Source organism: Thalassotalea euphylliae, assembly GCF_003390375.1.
Lineage (GTDB): Bacteria > Pseudomonadota > Gammaproteobacteria > Enterobacterales > Alteromonadaceae > Thalassotalea_F > Thalassotalea_F euphylliae_A.
Window position 1 is genome coordinate 2,071,202 of sequence record NZ_QUOT01000001.1, and the last position, 17,648, is coordinate 2,088,849.

General features: G+C 44.5%; 12 protein-coding genes and 2 riboswitches. Of the genes, 2 read left to right on the forward strand and 10 right to left on the reverse strand.

The window, feature by feature from the left end; translation table 11 throughout:
• Nucleotides 1-278: 278 nt before the first annotated feature.
• Entirely contained in the window at nt 279-1,049 is a 771-nt protein-coding gene (locus tag DXX94_RS09140) for a LytR/AlgR family response regulator transcription factor (RefSeq protein ID WP_116015339.1), read from the reverse strand.
• Complete coding sequence (locus tag DXX94_RS09145; RefSeq protein WP_116015341.1) at nt 1,042-2,103, reverse strand: sensor histidine kinase; 1,062 nt, start codon at nt 2,101-2,103, stop codon at nt 1,042-1,044. Before DXX94_RS09145 ends, DXX94_RS09140 begins: the two co-directional genes overlap by 8 nt.
• A 229-nt stretch (nt 2,104-2,332) precedes the next feature.
• On the opposite strand from DXX94_RS09145, the gene DXX94_RS09150 reads away from it, so the two are divergent.
• Nucleotides 2,333-4,729, forward strand: a complete 2,397-nt coding sequence (locus tag DXX94_RS09150; protein ID WP_116015343.1) for an extracellular catalytic domain type 1 short-chain-length polyhydroxyalkanoate depolymerase — start codon at nt 2,333-2,335, stop codon at nt 4,727-4,729.
• A gap of 319 nt (nt 4,730-5,048) precedes the next feature.
• Here the strand turns inward: DXX94_RS09150 and DXX94_RS09155 are convergent, their stop codons facing one another.
• From DXX94_RS09155 to DXX94_RS09185, 7 genes are all read right to left on the reverse strand, one after another.
• Nucleotides 5,049-6,761: a hypothetical protein gene (locus DXX94_RS09155; RefSeq protein WP_116015345.1), complete on the reverse strand. Its 1,713-nt coding sequence runs from the start codon at nt 6,759-6,761 to the stop codon at nt 5,049-5,051.
• A 260-nt stretch (nt 6,762-7,021) separates the two neighbouring features.
• Nucleotides 7,022-8,878, reverse strand: a complete 1,857-nt coding sequence (locus DXX94_RS09160; RefSeq protein WP_116015347.1) for a TonB-dependent receptor domain-containing protein — start codon at nt 8,876-8,878, stop codon at nt 7,022-7,024.
• Between the two features lie 72 nt (nt 8,879-8,950).
• A riboswitch (cobalamin riboswitch) is annotated at nt 8,951-9,095 on the reverse strand.
• 74 nt (nt 9,096-9,169) lie between these two features.
• Entirely contained in the window at nt 9,170-10,009 is an 840-nt protein-coding gene (locus DXX94_RS09165; RefSeq protein ID WP_116018419.1) for a cobalamin-binding protein, read from the reverse strand.
• Nucleotides 10,010-10,105: 96 nt separating this feature from the next.
• Nucleotides 10,106-10,720 (reverse strand): cob(I)yrinic acid a,c-diamide adenosyltransferase, encoded by a 615-nt coding sequence (gene cobO / locus DXX94_RS09170; RefSeq protein WP_116018421.1) that lies wholly within the window; start codon nt 10,718-10,720, stop codon nt 10,106-10,108.
• Entirely contained in the window at nt 10,713-12,266 is a 1,554-nt protein-coding gene (locus tag DXX94_RS09175) for a cobyric acid synthase (protein WP_116018423.1), read from the reverse strand. The genes cobO and DXX94_RS09175 overlap by 8 nt, the downstream gene beginning before the upstream one ends.
• 60 nt (nt 12,267-12,326) lie before the next feature.
• Nucleotides 12,327-13,427: a FecCD family ABC transporter permease gene (locus DXX94_RS09180; protein ID WP_116015349.1), complete on the reverse strand. Its 1,101-nt coding sequence runs from the start codon at nt 13,425-13,427 to the stop codon at nt 12,327-12,329.
• Entirely contained in the window at nt 13,420-14,289 is an 870-nt protein-coding gene (locus tag DXX94_RS09185; protein ID WP_116015351.1) for an ABC transporter ATP-binding protein, read from the reverse strand. The genes DXX94_RS09180 and DXX94_RS09185 overlap by 8 nt, the downstream gene beginning before the upstream one ends.
• Nucleotides 14,290-14,409: 120 nt before the next feature.
• Nucleotides 14,410-14,650: riboswitch (cobalamin riboswitch) on the reverse strand.
• Nucleotides 14,651-14,816: 166 nt separating this feature from the next.
• Between DXX94_RS09185 and DXX94_RS09190 the strand changes: the two genes are divergently transcribed.
• Nucleotides 14,817-16,220, forward strand: coding sequence for a sensor domain-containing diguanylate cyclase (locus tag DXX94_RS09190; RefSeq protein WP_116015353.1), 1,404 nt, complete (start codon nt 14,817-14,819; stop codon nt 16,218-16,220).
• Nucleotides 16,221-16,326: 106 nt separating this feature from the next.
• Here the strand turns inward: DXX94_RS09190 and DXX94_RS09195 are convergent, their stop codons facing one another.
• Entirely contained in the window at nt 16,327-17,403 is a 1,077-nt protein-coding gene (locus tag DXX94_RS09195; RefSeq protein WP_116015355.1) for a hypothetical protein, read from the reverse strand.
• Nucleotides 17,404-17,648: the final 245 nt, after the last annotated feature.

Genomic DNA, 17,648 nt, shown 5'->3' on the forward strand with positions numbered 1-17,648 from the left:
GGTCAAGGTCTGATGATTAGGAGGTTGGCAATTTGAATAACTTAAAGTAAATCCCCAAGTTTGATGGTCTATGAAAAAAGAATGAACTAAACCGCTAACACGGCATACCCTCGCCTCAAGAATGGTAGAGGCCTGCTATTGATTCTTTGACTAATGTTTGAAAATTTGTATTCCCAAGCAATGGGACAATGTATGAAGACTAGTTTATGGAGCAACTCTATCAATTAAGTCAGTTTTAAGGTGGCGCCTGCTGGGTTTACTTAACGAGATTATGGGTATCACTGCCCCTTATTTAGTGCCGACTTTAACTCTGACACTTTAGCGCGAGCGACAGGTATTTTCATATCACCTTCCATTAAACTGACATAATGGCGTCTCGACTCGACAGATATTTCAACAATTTGTTCAATACTCACGATAAAGCTGCGGTGCAAACGGGTAAATGCTGAGGTTGAAAGCTGAGATTCAAAGTCATCTAAAGTAGTGCCAGAAACAATGGTGGGCATACGGTGTAGATCAATCCCCGCCTGATTGAGGTGAATGCAACGATAGCGGCCAATACCCTCAATGTAAGTAATATGCCTTTGGTTAACCACCCGCATGGCTTTACCATCTGACAACACCAAACTGTCGCTTTGTCCTTTTTGTTCTTCAAGTGCCTCGAGCGCCATATCTTCCTGATGTAAAATTTTGTTGATGCACTTTTTAAGTACCGAAGGCCGAACTGGCTTCAATAAATAATCAATTGCTTTGGTATCAAAGGCTTCCAAAGCGTAGTGGTCGTAGGCGGTAACAAATACCAACTGATAGCTAATATCTTCTGTTACTTTCGCCACTTCAAAACCTGTTACTTCAGGCATTTCTATATCGAGAAAAACGATATCGGGTTTTTGTTTGATAATCTCCTTGATGGCCTTTCGACCATCACCAATTTCAGCAATGATTTCCAGTTCATCGAAGGTATTAATAACCGATCTCAAATGATTAATGGCTGCTGGTTCATCATCGATCAACATAACACGTTTAGCCGCTATCTTTAATTCACTCACGGTTTGACTCCAAAATTCGAACGGGAATACATACCTTAAATTCGCCACCTGTCTTGGTTGATTTCAAGCTCACCCCATAGTTGTTAACAAAGTGTAAGTCGAGCGTTTTGCGCAGAATTCTGAAGCCATCCCCTTCTTCGATACCTTTATCGTCAAATACTGGCCCCGTATCTTTGAAAACCACAACGAGGTTTTTGTCGGTAAGACTTGCTGATACCTTTACGTGGGCTTTTGCGGCGTAAGGAGCGACGGCATGTTTTATTGTATTTTCAACAACAGGTTGTAACAGTAGTGCAGGGATCTGTAATCGATGAGTGTCATGTGCGACCTCGATGTCGAAAGTAAGCCGATTTTTAAATCGTTTTTGTTGTAATGTCAGATATAAGTTCACCAACTTCATCTCTTCTGAAACCGTTGTGAAGCTTTGTTGCGCCATTTTCAAATACTTGCGAAGCAAATCAGCAAGGTCATACACTATCTCCTTGGCGTTGTCTGGATCGTCAGATATTTCCGAATTGATCAGATTTAAAGTATTAAATAAAAAGTGAGGATTACTCTGGGATCTGAGTACATTTAATTCTGATTCTTTCAGTGTCAGCATTGTACAAAACGCATTCGCCTGCTCGTCCAGTATTCGCAATACTATCAGATAAAGAGTAATTTCCAGAGTAATGATAAAAAGCCTGGGCACCTCGAGTGACTGGGTTGAGGGGAGGCCGTCAGGGCGTGTAAATACAGGTGCGAAGAATGAGGCAATGCCTACAATAATGAGAATGTGCAAAGCTAATTGACATACAAAACAGTCTTTACGAATAACTCTAGGGAGATACTCTTCCAGCAACTGGAAGACCAGAAATGTTAATCCGAAGATCACCCAAACTCGAATTGCAACAGTCCCAATGGTCTGAATATTGAACTTTTCATTGTCGTACATCACAGCAGCGACAAAAAGCAGATTTGTCAATGGCAAGATAATCAAAAACACAAGCTTTTGTAGCTGTTTTCGATTTATCTCTTGTTGCGCGTTTAGTGTGACTAATTTATCCAATGCCATTTAGCCTTTGCGGGTTATCGTTAATGGCTCAATTATAAGTTTATATTTTGAGAATGAAATACAGCGTCTGTACTACTCATACGCATTAACGTACCGTTCACACATCACGGCGCACATTTGATGCACTTCGCCCTGCAGGATGGAAAAAGCTCTGTTAATTTCCGAACCAAATTCGATGTTCGTAATTGAATTTCGATTTATTTGAAATGAACAAATCAAGGTGACAGAGATGAAAAACAAGGTAACTTTTCCCCTGAACTGTATTGCGCTTATCTTGGCAAGCCAACTTACAGGCTGTGGTAGCGATGGTGATAACACCCCCCAAATCGACGATAGCGCAACCGACAACACCCCACCTGTAATTACTCTTATTGGTAACGAAAGTATCGACGTTGTGTATAACGCCGTATTTGGTGACTTGGGTGCAGAAGCTCATGATGAAACGGATGGTGCAATCACCGTAACATCGCAAGGAACCATCGATACAGCCATGCCCGGTACCTATGAGCTGACATATACTGCAACAGATGCTAGTGGTAACTCGTCGCAAGCGACCAGAACAGTAGTGGTGCTAGAAGATACCTCTCAAAGCGCAACCATTACCACACCACAAGCGCCGTTTTCGTTATTCTATGACGGTGTATTGAAAGGGGCAGACTATTGGTCCGAAGAGCCACAAATCTTGTCGGCGGGCATGGGCTTTGATGGCATTATCGGAATTGATGCTCCAGAATTAACGTTTGATTCTGTTCTTGAAGCGGGTGGTGCTTGGTCATCAGACATTAATTGTGGCACGGGCGCTCAAAACTACACTTCAACTTCAACGCTCGATCAAATTGCTGGAGCTTATATTAATCAGACGCCTTATGGAGAACTAAAAGACGGTGCTATCGGTCTTGATGGTTTGCCCATTGTGCTTAGTTGGCCGATTGATACCAGTACGCTAAGTCTGACCGATTTTCAATTTACATTAAACACGGGTGACATTGTAAGGCCGTTGGCGATAGGCCCGTTACCTAACTTTGAAGACAATGAGCGAAATACACCAGTAGCTTTTGGCGAGTTTGGTAACAGATTACCAAGCGACCATCCTGATGCTCGTTTCCCGATAAAACTTGAAATTGTTGAAGATGACACGCCATTGATGATGGTTGGCCCAGGTGGTCAAGTCGTCAGTGCCGTGGGGCTTACTTGGGAAACCGATTCCAGTCCGTATGATGAGAATAACGGTCCAAGATTAGTCGGTGCGAAGTTAAATCGCATCGAGGGACAAATGGATGGTGAAGGTATCAGCACACCAATACCATTAATTCCAGCAAACGACGCCACCGTCTTATACGATGAAGGTGATTTCATGCTGAGAATGTTAACCACAGGTGGTTTTTCACCAGATGGTGTAAGTGGTCTAACTCCTAATGACTTTGAACGTTTCTTTCGAATTCACGCAAATGGTGTGGACGGCAGCACGGTCATCATCGATAAAGTAGGAGAGGAATATGCGGTGCAGGGTGGCACGCTTAGAGTCGTTGGTATGTCTGATCTAGGTCAGCCTGAAGGTGGCGAAGTTGTATTTGACGCTTGTTACAGTGAAGACAGAGATAACTATATCGACATCATCATGGTTGGCGATGAAGAAGCGGCGAGAAACATTACCATACTTGAAATTCCAAGTTTAGAAGAAGGTTATTCAGCATTTTATAACCCTGGTGGTCCTGGTAGCACCCCTTTCGAAGGTGTGAGTTATACAGCCCCTGGTCCACGCGATCTTGAGCCTGTGATTATTGCCTTAGATGACCCAATGCGTGTGACTTACGTTCCAGGATCTGAGAACGTTGAAACTCCTGATAATCTAATGACTTTCCTATTTGAAGGTATTGAACGCGAATATTTGTTGAATATGTCTAGCAATTATACAGGCGATACTCCCGTGCCTTTATTGTTTGATTTTCACGGATTAAACGGCACAGCAGAGCAGCAAAATACTGACAGTCAGTTCAACCAGCTTGCTGAAACTGAAAACTTCATATTAGTCACTCCGAAAGCGATTGGTGGCTGGAATGTGACTGGATTCCCGCTAGGTGGCGATGCCAATGATCTGGGTTTCATCGACGCCTTAATTAACGAGCTGTCAACAACGTATAACATCGATACCAATCGTATTTATGCGGCAGGCTTTTCATTAGGCGGCTTCTTTTCATTTGAATTGGCTTGCCAGTATAGCGACACATTCGCGGCAATCGCCCCGGTTTCTGGTGTGATGACGCCGAATATGGCTAACGACTGTCTGCCAGAGCGTCCAATCCCAATACTGCAAACTCACGGCACGGCAGACGATCAACTCCCTTATGCACAAGCTCAAACCGTCTTGCAGTGGTGGATTGACTTTAATCAAACGGATGTGGAACCTGCTATCACTGATTTAGAAGACACATTCCCTGATAATGGCACCACGGTTCAACGTTATGTGTACGGCAATGGAACCAATGGTGTATCTGTTGAGCATCTAAGAATTGAAGGTGGTCAGCATATATGGCCAGGTTCTGCGGGAGACAGCGATATTAATATGGCAGAAGAAATATGGTCTTTTTTCAGCAACTATGATTTAAACGGTAAAATTCCGGATTAAAGAAGTTGATATATTGGTGGTTCAATTTTGAATCACCAATAATATTAATCTTTCACCCAATAAATTAGATGACTCAAAACTTAATTTTTTGTAATTTGATGGAGCAGCAGTTGCCACCCTAGGTTGTTTTATATCGATTTAAACCATGATGAACAGAAGACTTTTGAGTAAGGGCAGTTTCATCGGCAAATTACTTAAATTAGTTGTCGTTTAAGCAGCAATAGCCGAACCCCTACCTATGGCTGAAACCGACATTCGGCTCTGACACGAAATTACATCCTATTGGTCAAATGGTCGATAAAGGGGATTGTGGTCACACCTAAGACTGATACAAAATATCCTCCATTTTCACTAGGCCTCTAGCCAGCCCCAACCTCATCGCTGGTGTATCGTTGTTGAACCCTCCCTTCCTGTTTCTAGTTAACTTGACGTAATTGTTATAGACGCGATAGATGTCCAGTACCTTCTGTATGATTTTAGGATTGTAAGGAGCCATACCATGCCACAACCTCCCCTCATTACTTTGTGTCGCAAATGGCCTACCTAGTAATGGAAGATTGCGACGGATGCTCTGAAAATAGCTATCAAGCCGTTCAACCGATGCCGCATTGTACAAGTCGGCCAACTCATTGATATTTAGGTGGAGGTCTACTCTTGTCAGTGCCTTAGCATTTCGGTATGGCTCATTTATCTTGTGTATCTTGTTTTTAAATGTCGTCTTGAATAGCTTTCCGAAGCTAGCAAAGTGCTCTTCCAGTTGTGATTTGGTGAATAGAAACTCAATGAGCTTCTGGTCGTCTTTGTACTTCAAACCGTGCTGAATAGCGAATCTATGCAACATTAATAGTGACTCTGCTCGTAGCGATTTTTTTGCGTCATGCGCCATCCCTTTGGCAAAACCACATGTAAGCGCATGAGTCGTGCCTGCCGATATGCTGCTCTTAAAGACCGACATTACCCCATTGGATAGCATAGAGTCACCATCAAGATAAAAGTAGAGGGGACGTCCTTCACCGATGAGATGACGTAACAGCATACAGTGCCCAAACACCACATATTCGCTATGCAACTGGGAACCTTTTGAGGGAAGGGTTGCATGTGAACCTAGATGTTGTTTGTCGAATATTGATATTTCTTTGCTCATAGCGAGCTCTACGTCGTTGGGTATAAAGTATTGGGCAAACGTCCGAAAGCAACTGTCCGTATTCAAATCTCCAACCTCTCCGGCTCTTTCAACGACTTCACTCGTACTTATCGTCGGGTCATAGTTCACACTAGACCCGAGAACATACCCTCTAGCAGCTTCGATTGAAGTAACACCGGTAAGTTGCACGTTCTTCTTAGAGTGACTATCTGTCCAGTTAACAACGTAATCCTGCTTATCCATTGCTATAGCAATAGGACTAGGCAACTTGTCCGCCATACCTTCTTCGCGTTTTGCGATGAAGCGTATGCACTGGCGGTGTATAAAGTCGATTTTCTTATATAGGGCATTAGGTGTCAGCCCTGTATGCAACATGATCTTATTTAGTGCTGTGTTGTTTACGAGCAAGCTAAAAACACTCTTGTCTTGTGCACTGTACAGTCTGTGTTGGAAACAACGCTTTGTCCTCTGAGTGATTGATTTACGGCACAACTTGCAAGTAAATCGTTTGTTTCCAGAAGTTCCTTTGCCCTTAGAGTGATAGCGTTTGGGGTGTAACTCAACAGAATAGTGGTAGTTGTCGCATTCGTGATTGCTACAAAAGGTCTGATTATCTCTCAGGTAGTTAGATTGGCGTTCAAACTCTTCGATGATGGCCTTATTCGACTTAACGATTGTGTAGGTATTGCAGTATTTACACCGGATAGCTCGCTCTCGGCCTTTTCCTGTCAGGGCATAACCGTCTTTTACGCTGTTGCCGTGTCCTTCGCAGATAGGGGGTACCATGAAGTTACGACATGCAGGATTTTTGCAGCCGTTAAATTGAAATCCTTTAAACGGAAAGGGTACCCGAAGTTTTTTTATCTGGTTTGATAATGCGTTACTCAATTGGCGGTCTCCTAAAAGATATTAGAAAACCACAACTGGAAGACTTGTCAAAAAAGTGAAAAGCCTTGTCACAGGCTGACTACCAAGCAAAAAAATGCCTAGAATATATATTCTAGGCATTTTGATTACATAATTTCCTTTGTAAGCAAAGTTAAATAAGCCATTCGTCTATCTAACTTTCTGACATTCCCCTCTTTGGGTTAATGCCTTGGACGCACCCTCACTTTTTGTGTCGAAATACCTTATCGGTAGTTAACTAGCTACATTGCGTAATTAATACCAATATACGCAGCGCGATCTTGAGTATTGTAATTGACCACCGTTTCATAGTTTTCGTTGAATGCATTAGTAATACGCGACTCAACTGAAAGGTTTGGCGTTACAGGGTAGCTTGCCGTTAAATTAACTAGGTGGTAGCTGTCTAGTTTTACGCGACCAACACCAAACACATTGTCTTCACGCTCGCCGCGATACTGGTATTCAACATAAAGCGATAAATCGCCAATGTTAGTGTCGAACTGGTAACTAAATTGATCTTTAGCACGGCGAATTAACTGCTCACCTGTCGCTTTGTCTTCAGCATCAACATAACCCGCATTAATCTGGTGGTTACCACCAAAACCTTGGTACTTCGCGGTAAACTCGATACCTGACATTTCAGCTTCATTCACATTGGTTGGCTGGAAGAAGAAATTTGCATCAGGTAGCCAAACAATCAGGTTATCGACATCTGTTTGATACAGGTTAAACGCCATATCAACGTTGGCGTAGGTCGTTTCAAACACTAGCTCAATTGTATCTGAAGTTTCCGATTGCAGATCTGGGTTACCAGAGGAGAACTGGCTGGCTGGGAAGTACAAGTCGTTAAAGCTTGGCGCTTTAAAACCACTGCCTGCATTTAGCGCAATGCGCGTATCTTCATTGATTTGGTAGCCAATGCCTGCGTTGTAAGTAGTTTCTGAGTCAACATTTTCAACATCGTCATGGCGAATCGCCGCTTCAACTGTTAAGTCATCTTTGCTGTACAAGCTATGAGCATACAACGCCGTCACATCGCGCTCGTCTTCGGCAAAATCAGTCGTACTGTTGAGTTGCTCGTTGTAGTAGTCAAAGCCTAAGTTGAACTGTAAAAATGGGAAAACTTGCGCATGGTTTACTAGCGAAAACTGATCACGGCGTGTTTCAAATACCGTTGTGAAAACATCGGTACCATCAAGGTAATTTTCCGAGTAGTCACGATTTTGACCAACAGACAAAGTGGTGTGGTTTTGTACATGACCAATAATTTGGCTGTAAGTACCACGTACTAACCAAGCGTGGTTACGAGTTTCTGCTTCGTTGGCACCACCAAATGCATTGTCATATTCATTATCACCTTGATCGGCTCGCGCTAACCAATCAATTGCTAGTTGGCTGTTAACTTGCTGCTGACCTTTGATCGCCACCGAGTCATACTCGTAGCCATCGTTGTCATCTTCAGCAGTTTTTAACACGTCAAAGCCATCGCTTTTCTCACGGTTCAAGGTAATGCTGGTATGGCCCTTACCGTCTGGATGTGCGATGCCTGCCCCCGCTTTGTACTGGCGGTAGTCATCAGCACCCACGGTGACACCAGCAATATATTCACTGCCTTCAAGCTGGCGCGTGAAAATTTGAATCACGCCACCAATGGCATCAGAGCCCCAAATAGCGGCACGAGGCCCTTTCACTACTTCAATACGATCAATCAGTTCAGGTGCAATAATTTGCGTGTTGGTTGAACCCAAGCTAGCAGAGCTAACACGAATGCCATCAATCAGCACTAACGTTTGGTTTGAGTTTGTGCCACGCAAGAACAGCGATGAATTTTGACCACGACCACCTTGGTTAGTGATATCAATACCCGGAATGGTATCAAGCACATCATCAAGTGATTTTGGCTGAATTCGGGCGATATCTTCACGCGTGATCACAACCACGCTAGCAAGCGCGGTATCGATGTTGACCGGCGAGCGACTGCCAGTTACGGTAATAACTTCTTCATCAGCGACAGAAGGAGCTTGGGCGTAAACGTTGGCATTTACAGTGATTGCAGCGCCGATAGCCACTGCTAATTTGGATAAGTGTTTTATGTTCATATGTCCTCAATTATTGATGCCCACCGCACCAAGTACTGCATTAGTGACTTTATTAAGTCTTTATTAAATTAAAGCTATTTAGGTAATCGGGCTTTATGGCTCACAGCTAATGTTTAACTATTCAGAGCGGCCATATTACCGTTGCGGGGGCAGCGCTGAACTCTCATCAGCTTCCCCTAAATAACCCTGCTATGTAGCCTAATAACGTTGGCTAAACGGCGTTAACTTTTCTAGAGTTAACTTTCTAGCGTTAACGCGAAATTTCTTTGTCAGCAATGTGCTTGCTATACGCTATTCACGAAAGCTATCAAGTTGCTGGCACATATCAGCCAAGCCAACCAGCATATTGCTACTAAAGCGATGCATCACATCGCCATTGGTATGAATAATTTGCTGCTTTTTCACCGCAGGAATTTGCGGCCAATTTTGCCAGCCAGCATCCGGCTGCTTGTTGCCTTCACCGCTGCTGGCATCAGGTATGACAATCACATCAGGCATTGCCACCAAGACATTTTCAACACTAACTTGCGGCGTTTTGGTTGGTGCATTAGCAAAGACATTATTGGCATTGCAGCTAGTTACCAGTTGGTTGATCCAACTGTCTTGATTAATGGTCATTAACGGCGTTGACCATAGCTGATAGAACACCGACAGCGCTTGCTTGTCTTGGTATTGCGCTTCAATGTTGCTCAGTTGCGTCATAAACTGATCCGCTTTTTGTTGAGCTAATGCTTCTTGCCCAGTAAGCTTGCCAAGCATCACCAACTCTTTGGCAACATCAGCCAATGCCTTTGGTTCACTAAGCTGCACATTTAAGCCCAGTTCTCGCATTTTGGCTAAGTATTGCGCCTGATTGCCCCCTTGCCAAAACAAGATTAAGTCGGGCTGATAGCTAAGTAACTTTTCGATACTAATCCCCGCATGTCCGCCAATGCGCGGAATTGCCTTGGCCGCTTCAGGGTGGTTGGCATAGTCAACGGTCGCAACAATGCGATCGCCGGCGCCAATTTCATAGAGCATTTCTACAATATGCGGCGCAAGGGCAACAATACGCTGCGCTGGTTTGGGCGCAGACGCGGTTTCTAGACTAGCGGCATCTGGTACTTTTTCTGTTGCTATTTCTGATGCCATTGCTTGTTCCACAGCAAAGCAATTTAGCAATACAAACAGCAGAAGAAAGTAGCTAGTAATTGAGCTTTTAAACAAAATCATAACTTAGTACATTGTTTAGTAATCAAAGCCAACTTGGGCTTTTATGCCAGCATCGAATGCATGTTTTACATTTTTCACTTCGCTAACGGTATCCGCCAGTTCCACTAATTTTCGATGGGCGGCACGTCCGGTAACCACAACAAACTGATGCTTAGGGCGATTGGCTAAACAGTCAATCACTTCATCAACCGGCAAATAATCATAGCTCAGCATATAGGTCAGCTCATCAAGCAAAACAATGTCTAGCTCAGGGTTGGCAAGCATTTCTTTAGCCCCTTGCCACGCGGTTTTCGCTGCCGCAATATCGGCTTCGCGATTTTGCGTTTCCCACGTAAAGCCGGTTGCCATTACGACAAACGGTACATCAAACTTTTCTAACAGCTTGCGCTCACCACAGTCCCACGTACCTTTGATAAACTGCACCACGCCTGCTTTTAAGCCATGACCCACAGCACGTGTTACTGTGCCAAAGCCAGCCGTGGTTTTACCTTTACCATTGCCGGTGATGACCTGCAAAATACCGCGTTCTTCTTGTGCTGCCGAAATACGTTCATCAACTTTTTCTTTCAGTCGTTGTTGGCGTTTTTGGTGGTTATCCGAACGATTTGTCGATTTATCCACGTCACTCATTGCCATGACGATAAAACTCCCGAGTTATGTCTAATAATCTGTCGATATCTAAGTGTTGTTCACACACTGCGGCCAAGCGTTCAAGCTCTTGCTCGCGGTGCAGATCTAAATCCAATGCAGGTGCTGCCGACTGTGGTTTAACCCAGTGCAAAATTGCTTGGGTTGGTGCAGGCTTATCAAATAGGCCGTGTAAGTAGGTGCCGATCACTTGCCCATCGCTTGAGATAAAGCCATCGTGAATTAATTGCCCTTGCTGGTTACGATAACGGGCAAAGGGCTGTGCCATCGCGCTTCCTTGGCTAATACCACAATGGATTTCATAGCCATGAATAACAATAGATTCTGCTGCCAATTTATTCTCAAGCACTTCACTTTCAAGCAATTCACTCTCAAGCAACAGCTCAGCAGCCACTTGCACAAGTGCTTTTTCTTCGGTGAGCTCGGTAACAAAATCGGCAAGACCTAAGGTGGTTTGCTCCGCAACACTTGATTCGATTCCACCAGGGTCGCAAATTTTATGGCCCAGCATTTGTAAACCGCCACAAATTCCCAGCACTTTACCGCCATAGCGCAAGTGCTGCTTGATTTGCTCTACCCACCCTTGCGCGGCTAAAAACTGGTAATCACCAATTACGTTTTTCGAGCCGGGTAGAATAATCAAATCACAGGCAGGAATGGCTTGCCCAACCCGCACATAATGAAGATTAACCGACGGGTTTAAACGCAGGCTATCAAAGTCGGTATGATTGGAAATATGCGGTACCAGCAATACCGCAATGTTAATTTGTTCAATTTGAGCATCGTTAACATTGGCAAGTGCTAACGCATCTTCGGCATCTAGTGCCAAGTCATGCAGGTAAGGTAAAACGCCAAGTACTGGCTTGCCGGTTTCTTGTTCAAGCCAATCAAGCCCAGATTGCAGCAAACTAATATCGCCGCGAAAGCGATTAATCACAAAGCCTTTTACCCTTGCTTGTTCAGTTGGCGACAGCAAGGCCAGTGTTCCCACTAAATGAGCAAACACGCCACCTTTGTCGATATCGGCAATAATAATTACTGGGCAATCGACTGCTTCGGCAAAGCCCATATTGGCAATATCGCCTGCGCGTAAATTAATTTCGGCAGGGCTGCCTGCTCCTTCCACCAACAAATATTGAAACTGCTCACTCAGTCGTTGATAAGAGTCGAGCACCGCATTCATCGCGACTTTTTTGTAGTCTTGATAGGCTACCGCTTCCATATTATTTATCGCTTTGCCGTGCACTATTACTTGCGCACCAGTATCGGAATTTGGTTTCAGCAAAATGGGGTTAAAGTCCACTTGCGCGGGCACTTTTGCGGCTATTGCTTGCAGTGCTTGAGCACGGCCAATCTCGCCGACTTCATCACTTTCTCCTATTGCCGCAACCGCGCTATTAAGTGCCATATTTTGTGGTTTAAATGGTGCGGTATTAAATTGACGGTTTGCCAAAGCGCGGCATAAACCTGCAACGAGCGTGCTTTTACCCGCATCAGAGGTGGTGCCCTGTACCATCAAGGTTTGCATAGATAGGGTTTGCATAGTATCTCGAGTTTTCTCAGTCATTATTGCACCTTCTCGTTACTTTTAGCGGCTTTGGCGGCGATAGCGCACCACCATTAACGACAAGAAAAAGCCACTACCCAGTAGCCCTGTGATAATGCCGAGCGGTAATTCTTGGTGAGATAACAAGGTGCGGGCAATCACATCGACCCAGACCATAAACACGCCACCAAGTAAACAAACAGCAATTGGGTGAATCACTTGCGCCTGTGAAACAAATAGCCGAACAATGTGCGGGATCATTAACCCAACAAAGCCAATACCGCCGCACACTGCGACTAAGCTTGCGGTCAGCAGTGAGCTTAATAGCAGCATAACTAAGCGAAATTTTGCGACATTCACGCCCAAAGTAATTGCACTTTCATCCCCTAACAGTAGGGCCGAAAGCTGACGACGAAACAGTAATACCGCCACTAACGTAGTTAACAATAAAGCCAAGGGCAGAATCAGTTGTAACCACTGGGCGCGAGCAAAGCTGCCCATAGTCCAGAAGATCACCGCGCTGATAGCCTGTGGATCGCTAAAATATAACGTCACGCTAGTAATGGCGCTAAATAAGAACGACAAAGCGACACCAGCTAACAGCATAGATTCAACCTGCCGACCAATAGCCGAACCTGCGACCGCCAGCAATATCGCAATGGCAATCAGTGCGCCAACGAATGCGGCAAACGATAAACTCAGTTGATTAACGAGCGGCGATAGCCAACTCTCGCTCTGGCCGAGTGCGGTGCCAGCAAAGGTCATAAACAGCACGACCCCAACCGTTGCCCCTGACGATATACCAAACAGATAGGGATCAGCGAGTGGATTGCGGGTCACGGTTTGCAGCATAAGTCCCGCCAGTGCGAGGCCGCCACCGGCAATAAAGGCCAATAAGGTACGCGGCATACGCAGTTGCCAAATAATTTGCTCGGCTAAGGCAGCACTTGTTGCGATGCCTTGCTCAGCGGGCTCAGTGGGCATAAATGGCTCAGTAGCTTGAAGATCGCCAATAACAGCATAAAACGCTTGCTCAAGGCTAATCTCCGCCGCGCCAAAAGACAGGGCTGACACCAGCGAGAATAAAGACAAACCCAATAGCCCGAAAAACCAAAGTGTTGAGCTCTTGGTACGACTAATCATGCGCAGCACCTTGTTCTGCCGAGCTCTCTAATTTATTCTCTGAGCGATAGTGGTAAGTAATTAACGGGCTGCCATGCTCAGGGTGCGGCTGCAATTGGGCATTCACACCAAACACTTTGGCGAGCAACGGTTGAGTAAGCACTTGATTTGGTGCGCCATCGGCCACTAGTTCGCCATTGCTAAGTACCAGTAACCGATCACACATTGCGCTGGCTAAATTCAAATCGTGGAACGAGGCAAGCACCGTAATACCAAGTGATTTCGCTAAGTTAATAATTTGAATTTGGTATTTAACATCAAGATGGCTGGTGGGCTCATCCATGATCAGCAAGCTAGGTTGTTGCACTATCGCACGGGCAATTAAAACCCGCTGTTTCTCACCACCAGAGAGGGAATCAAAGCTTTGCTTTGCTTTATCAAGCATCGCCACTTGCGTTAGGGCTTGTTGCACTTGCTGCTGTTCATTTAGGCTAGTGCGATGCCAAATCGAAGTGCGCGGTAATAAACCTAACTCCACCACATCAGTAACCGAGAGGTTAAAAAAGCTTGGTGATTCTTGTAGTACCACCGCCACTTGTTGCGCATAAGCTTGCTGGATGTAAGTGTCGAGCGGTTGGCCTTGATAATATACTTGCCCAGTCGTAGGGCTGTGATAGCGATAAAGACAGCGCAATAAGCTAGATTTACCCGCGCCATTGGGGCCAAGTAAGCCAACAAATTCACCTTGTTTTAGGTGAAAATTAATATCGCTTAAAATGACTTTGCGACCAGTTTGCCAACCAAGATCAGTAACAACGAGCTGTTGCCCACTTAAACTAGGATCTGAAGTTTTAGTCGCGTTCGCTTGTGCTGCTCGCTGCATCGCCTTTGCCAGTATCAACAAGCTATCATCACGATAGCCGCCAAATGTCGGCGCAGTTGCACAGCAAAGCCCGGCCAGTTAGACCGAAATGACAATGCCCGAGTAACCCGCTCGACTTGTTAAAATGAGGTGGTAAATACCGGTATCCTGACTAACAGCATCTCGACCTACACCTTCCCAAGTTTGTTCGCTAGCTTATCGCATTAGCACTTCAATACTCAGTGGTTTACCAATTCTAGTCGCTCAAAATGAACGATGTTTTGGCAAATAGGCTGCTCTGTTTACAGTTGCGGGTACAGTTGAGGATTTTCACCCCATTCCCAAGCACTTACCTTGAGCGGCAATTATCAAGGCTGGCGCTAAAAAAGCAAGCATAACTGGCGATAACTTATACCGTACGCGCATTTAGGTGAGGCACATTGACCGCAATATCGACTCGATATCGATTAATTACAATTTATCATTGGTTAAGCGTTAAGCAATTCGTTAAAATCCGCGCAATTTTTTGTTAATAGCTTGTTACCTCGATGCCTAGAAGTGAAAATTACTTAAAAAAGGAACTGTATTCTCTAATAAAAGAAGATGCGAAGATATTTGAATTTTTACAGTCTGGCGCCACTGATGGCATGTGGTATTGGGATCTAGAGCAGCCCGAAAATGAATGGATGAGCGATCGATTTTGGACTGAGCTTGGCTATGATCCGACGAAAAATTCGCATCACGCTTCAGAATGGCAAGATATAATCAACCAAGACGATTTGCAGTTAGCACTGGAAAACTTTCAAAAGCACTGCGATGATCCAAACCACCCTTACGACCAAGAAGTTCGCTATCGTCACAAAGATGGTTCCACCGTTTGGATTCGCTGTCGCGGCATCGTCATTCGCAATAGCAACAACCAACCCTATCGCATGCTTGGTGTCCACAGCAATATTACCGCACTAAAAGAAAGTGAAGCGCGTTACCGAACAAGCCTTAAGAAAATCGATCATGCCTATGCGTCAGTTAAATTGGCACTAGAAGAAAGTGAGCGACTATTTGAAATGGCACCAGACGCTAACTTAAAGCTGGATGTCCGTGGCAATATTATTAAAGCTAACCAGCAAGCCGAAGAATTATTTGCCTGCCCTCGCAACAAACTAGAACAGCTAAGTGTTTTTAGTTTAGTGCCACTTGCTAAACTGGAAAAATACCAGCAAGCATTCAGACAGTATTTCGATCCTTGCTATACCGGAGACAGCCTTTTTAAAAAATCACTGGCCATTCTCGATTATGCTGGCCGCCCACTAACCATTGAAGTAACGCTTAACCTAATTCCGACAAGAGCAGGGAAAATCGCACTTGCGACCATACGTGATATTTCGGAAAAAGAAGCCCTAATTCAATCGCTGCAACACCAACTAGAAGAAAACCAAAAGCTACACGCTTTGGCCTTATCAGACCCTTTGACCAAAATTTTCAATAAGCGTCACTTTAACAATATGATGCTGGAAGAGCACAATAAAGCGGTTCGTCATCAACAGCGTTTATCCTTGATTCTCTTCGACATTGACCACTTTAAAGCAGTGAATGACAACTATGGTCACGATGTTGGCGACAAGGTGTTAATGCAACTAACCCTGTTTATTAAACAATTTGTGCGCGAGGAAGACACCTTTGCCCGAGTTGGCGGTGAAGAATTTGCCATTATTGCGCCATTTACCAACACAGATGCAGCGTTAACTATCGCCGAACGTATTGTCGAAGAGTGCGCTAAACACCCGTTTGTGATTAATGATCAACAGCAAATAAACATCACGGTTAGTGTTGGTACCGCTTCCCTATCCAGCACAGATAAAACTTGGTCACCATTGTTTGAACGAGCTGACAAAGCGCTATATCAAGCCAAACGTTTAGGCCGCGACCAAGTTCAAGTTAGTGCGATTTTTTAAGTTAAAGGGTTTAAGCTAAGAGCTACCAGCTAAACTTCTAAGTGAGTATTTTAGTCGCAATTCTCGAGCAGCTAAGCACTGCATTAATGCGCTACCATCATATGGGTTAGCTCGCATTTGCTAAGCGCCCTGGCGCTACCAAGGCTTCAGACAATTGCTGTTTTAGTTGTTCTGGTTTATCGACAGCAAGCCAGAGTTTGTTAACGGGCTCTGGCATTTGTCCCATCATTGCCATGTAAGTTTGTGGCTCGCTAAACACCAGTTCAATATTGGCGGTTTGACTCTTGTCGCTACCTGCGCCCTTCGCTTTACCAAGCAATAGTTGCTCTTGGTTATCTGTTTGCTGAAAATCCCCTAAATTAACCTCTGAAATGGCTTTAACGTCAATCACAATAAAACTCCAAAAGGCAGCATTAACCACTAGTTTGTCTCCTAATAGATAAACAGAGTAATGCCTTGCGATACGATGATTTGCCGTACTAAAAATAACGCTGTAGAAGAAAAAGCTGGCAACAATAATCGCCACAAGCTCGCTCCAGCCTGCCAATAACCAATAACAGGTTGTGCCAAGCACTACACAGCCTGTGAGCAATAACAACCAATGCCAACGCTGAGTCGAGTTTACCTGTAACTGCGCCAGCGCCTTTGCGTGGTTACGCGAGAATTTTGGAATAGCGTAATACCAACTAGCTGGCTCCCATGCAAATGGCACAGCCAGCGTTAGCTTCTTGTCATCATCTTGGTACTGATTAAACGCATGAACGCGCGGATCGCCACTTAGCTTTCTGGCCTGCCATAGGCCTTTTACTATGGTCACCATCAAATACAATTCGATAATCAGCAAAACACCGATAATTGGATAGCGCAAATAGGTAATAAATTCGAAATATTCTGCAATGTTGCTAGGAAAGCTGTAACGAGCGCATAACGCACTTAGTGAAAAGATCAGCAACATTTTCCAAGGCTTTTGCTGACCGGCTTTAATCACCCAAAACCAATACAACACAGGTAAGAAAATAAAGTAGCCAAATACCGCCAGCAGCAGTGGCGACATGGCGATTAAGTTGTCAGTGGTTAGTGCTGAGCTGAATGCTAACTGCTCTGGCAATAACTGAAAGCCTGCGGTAAACACCACTATGGCGGTCAATAAGAATTGCAGTTTTTTTCTAACAGGGGTGCGCATCGCTTCATCCTTGAATAATTTTTATAAGTACTCCCTATCAGTCAGCAAGCATAAAAATTTATTACACTATCTCCCCTAATTTATTGAGCTAGCTTTTTGTGCCACTAATTTATTAAGCGAATTTGTTGCGCCGCCAGTTTAATGCGCCGTTAGTTTACTGTGAAAAGATACATAGCTTATTGATTACTGATAACAATTCTTGCTACAACTATTCTTGCTACCACCTTAGCAACTGGATATTTAAC

Coding starts and splice junctions, on each gene's coding strand:
- cobO (WP_116018421.1), bottom strand. CDS start 10,720: ATGAGTGACGTGGATAAATCGACAAATCGTTCGGATAACCACCAAAAA.
- DXX94_RS09195 (WP_116015355.1), bottom strand. CDS start 17,403: ATGCGCACCCCTGTTAGAAAAAAACTGCAATTCTTATTGACCGCCATA.
- DXX94_RS09160 (WP_116015347.1), bottom strand. CDS start 8,878: ATGAACATAAAACACTTATCCAAATTAGCAGTGGCTATCGGCGCTGCA.
- DXX94_RS09165 (WP_116018419.1), bottom strand. CDS start 10,009: ATGGCATCAGAAATAGCAACAGAAAAAGTACCAGATGCCGCTAGTCTA.
- DXX94_RS09175 (WP_116018423.1), bottom strand. CDS start 12,266: ATGCAAACCTTGATGGTACAGGGCACCACCTCTGATGCGGGTAAAAGC.
- DXX94_RS09150 (WP_116015343.1), top strand. CDS start 2,333: ATGAAAAACAAGGTAACTTTTCCCCTGAACTGTATTGCGCTTATCTTG.
- DXX94_RS09180 (WP_116015349.1), bottom strand. CDS start 13,427: ATGATTAGTCGTACCAAGAGCTCAACACTTTGGTTTTTCGGGCTATTG.
- DXX94_RS09185 (WP_116015351.1), bottom strand. CDS start 14,289: ATGCAGCGAGCAGCACAAGCGAACGCGACTAAAACTTCAGATCCTAGT.
- DXX94_RS09145 (WP_116015341.1), bottom strand. CDS start 2,103: ATGGCATTGGATAAATTAGTCACACTAAACGCGCAACAAGAGATAAAT.
- DXX94_RS09190 (WP_116015353.1), top strand. CDS start 14,817: ATGCCTAGAAGTGAAAATTACTTAAAAAAGGAACTGTATTCTCTAATA.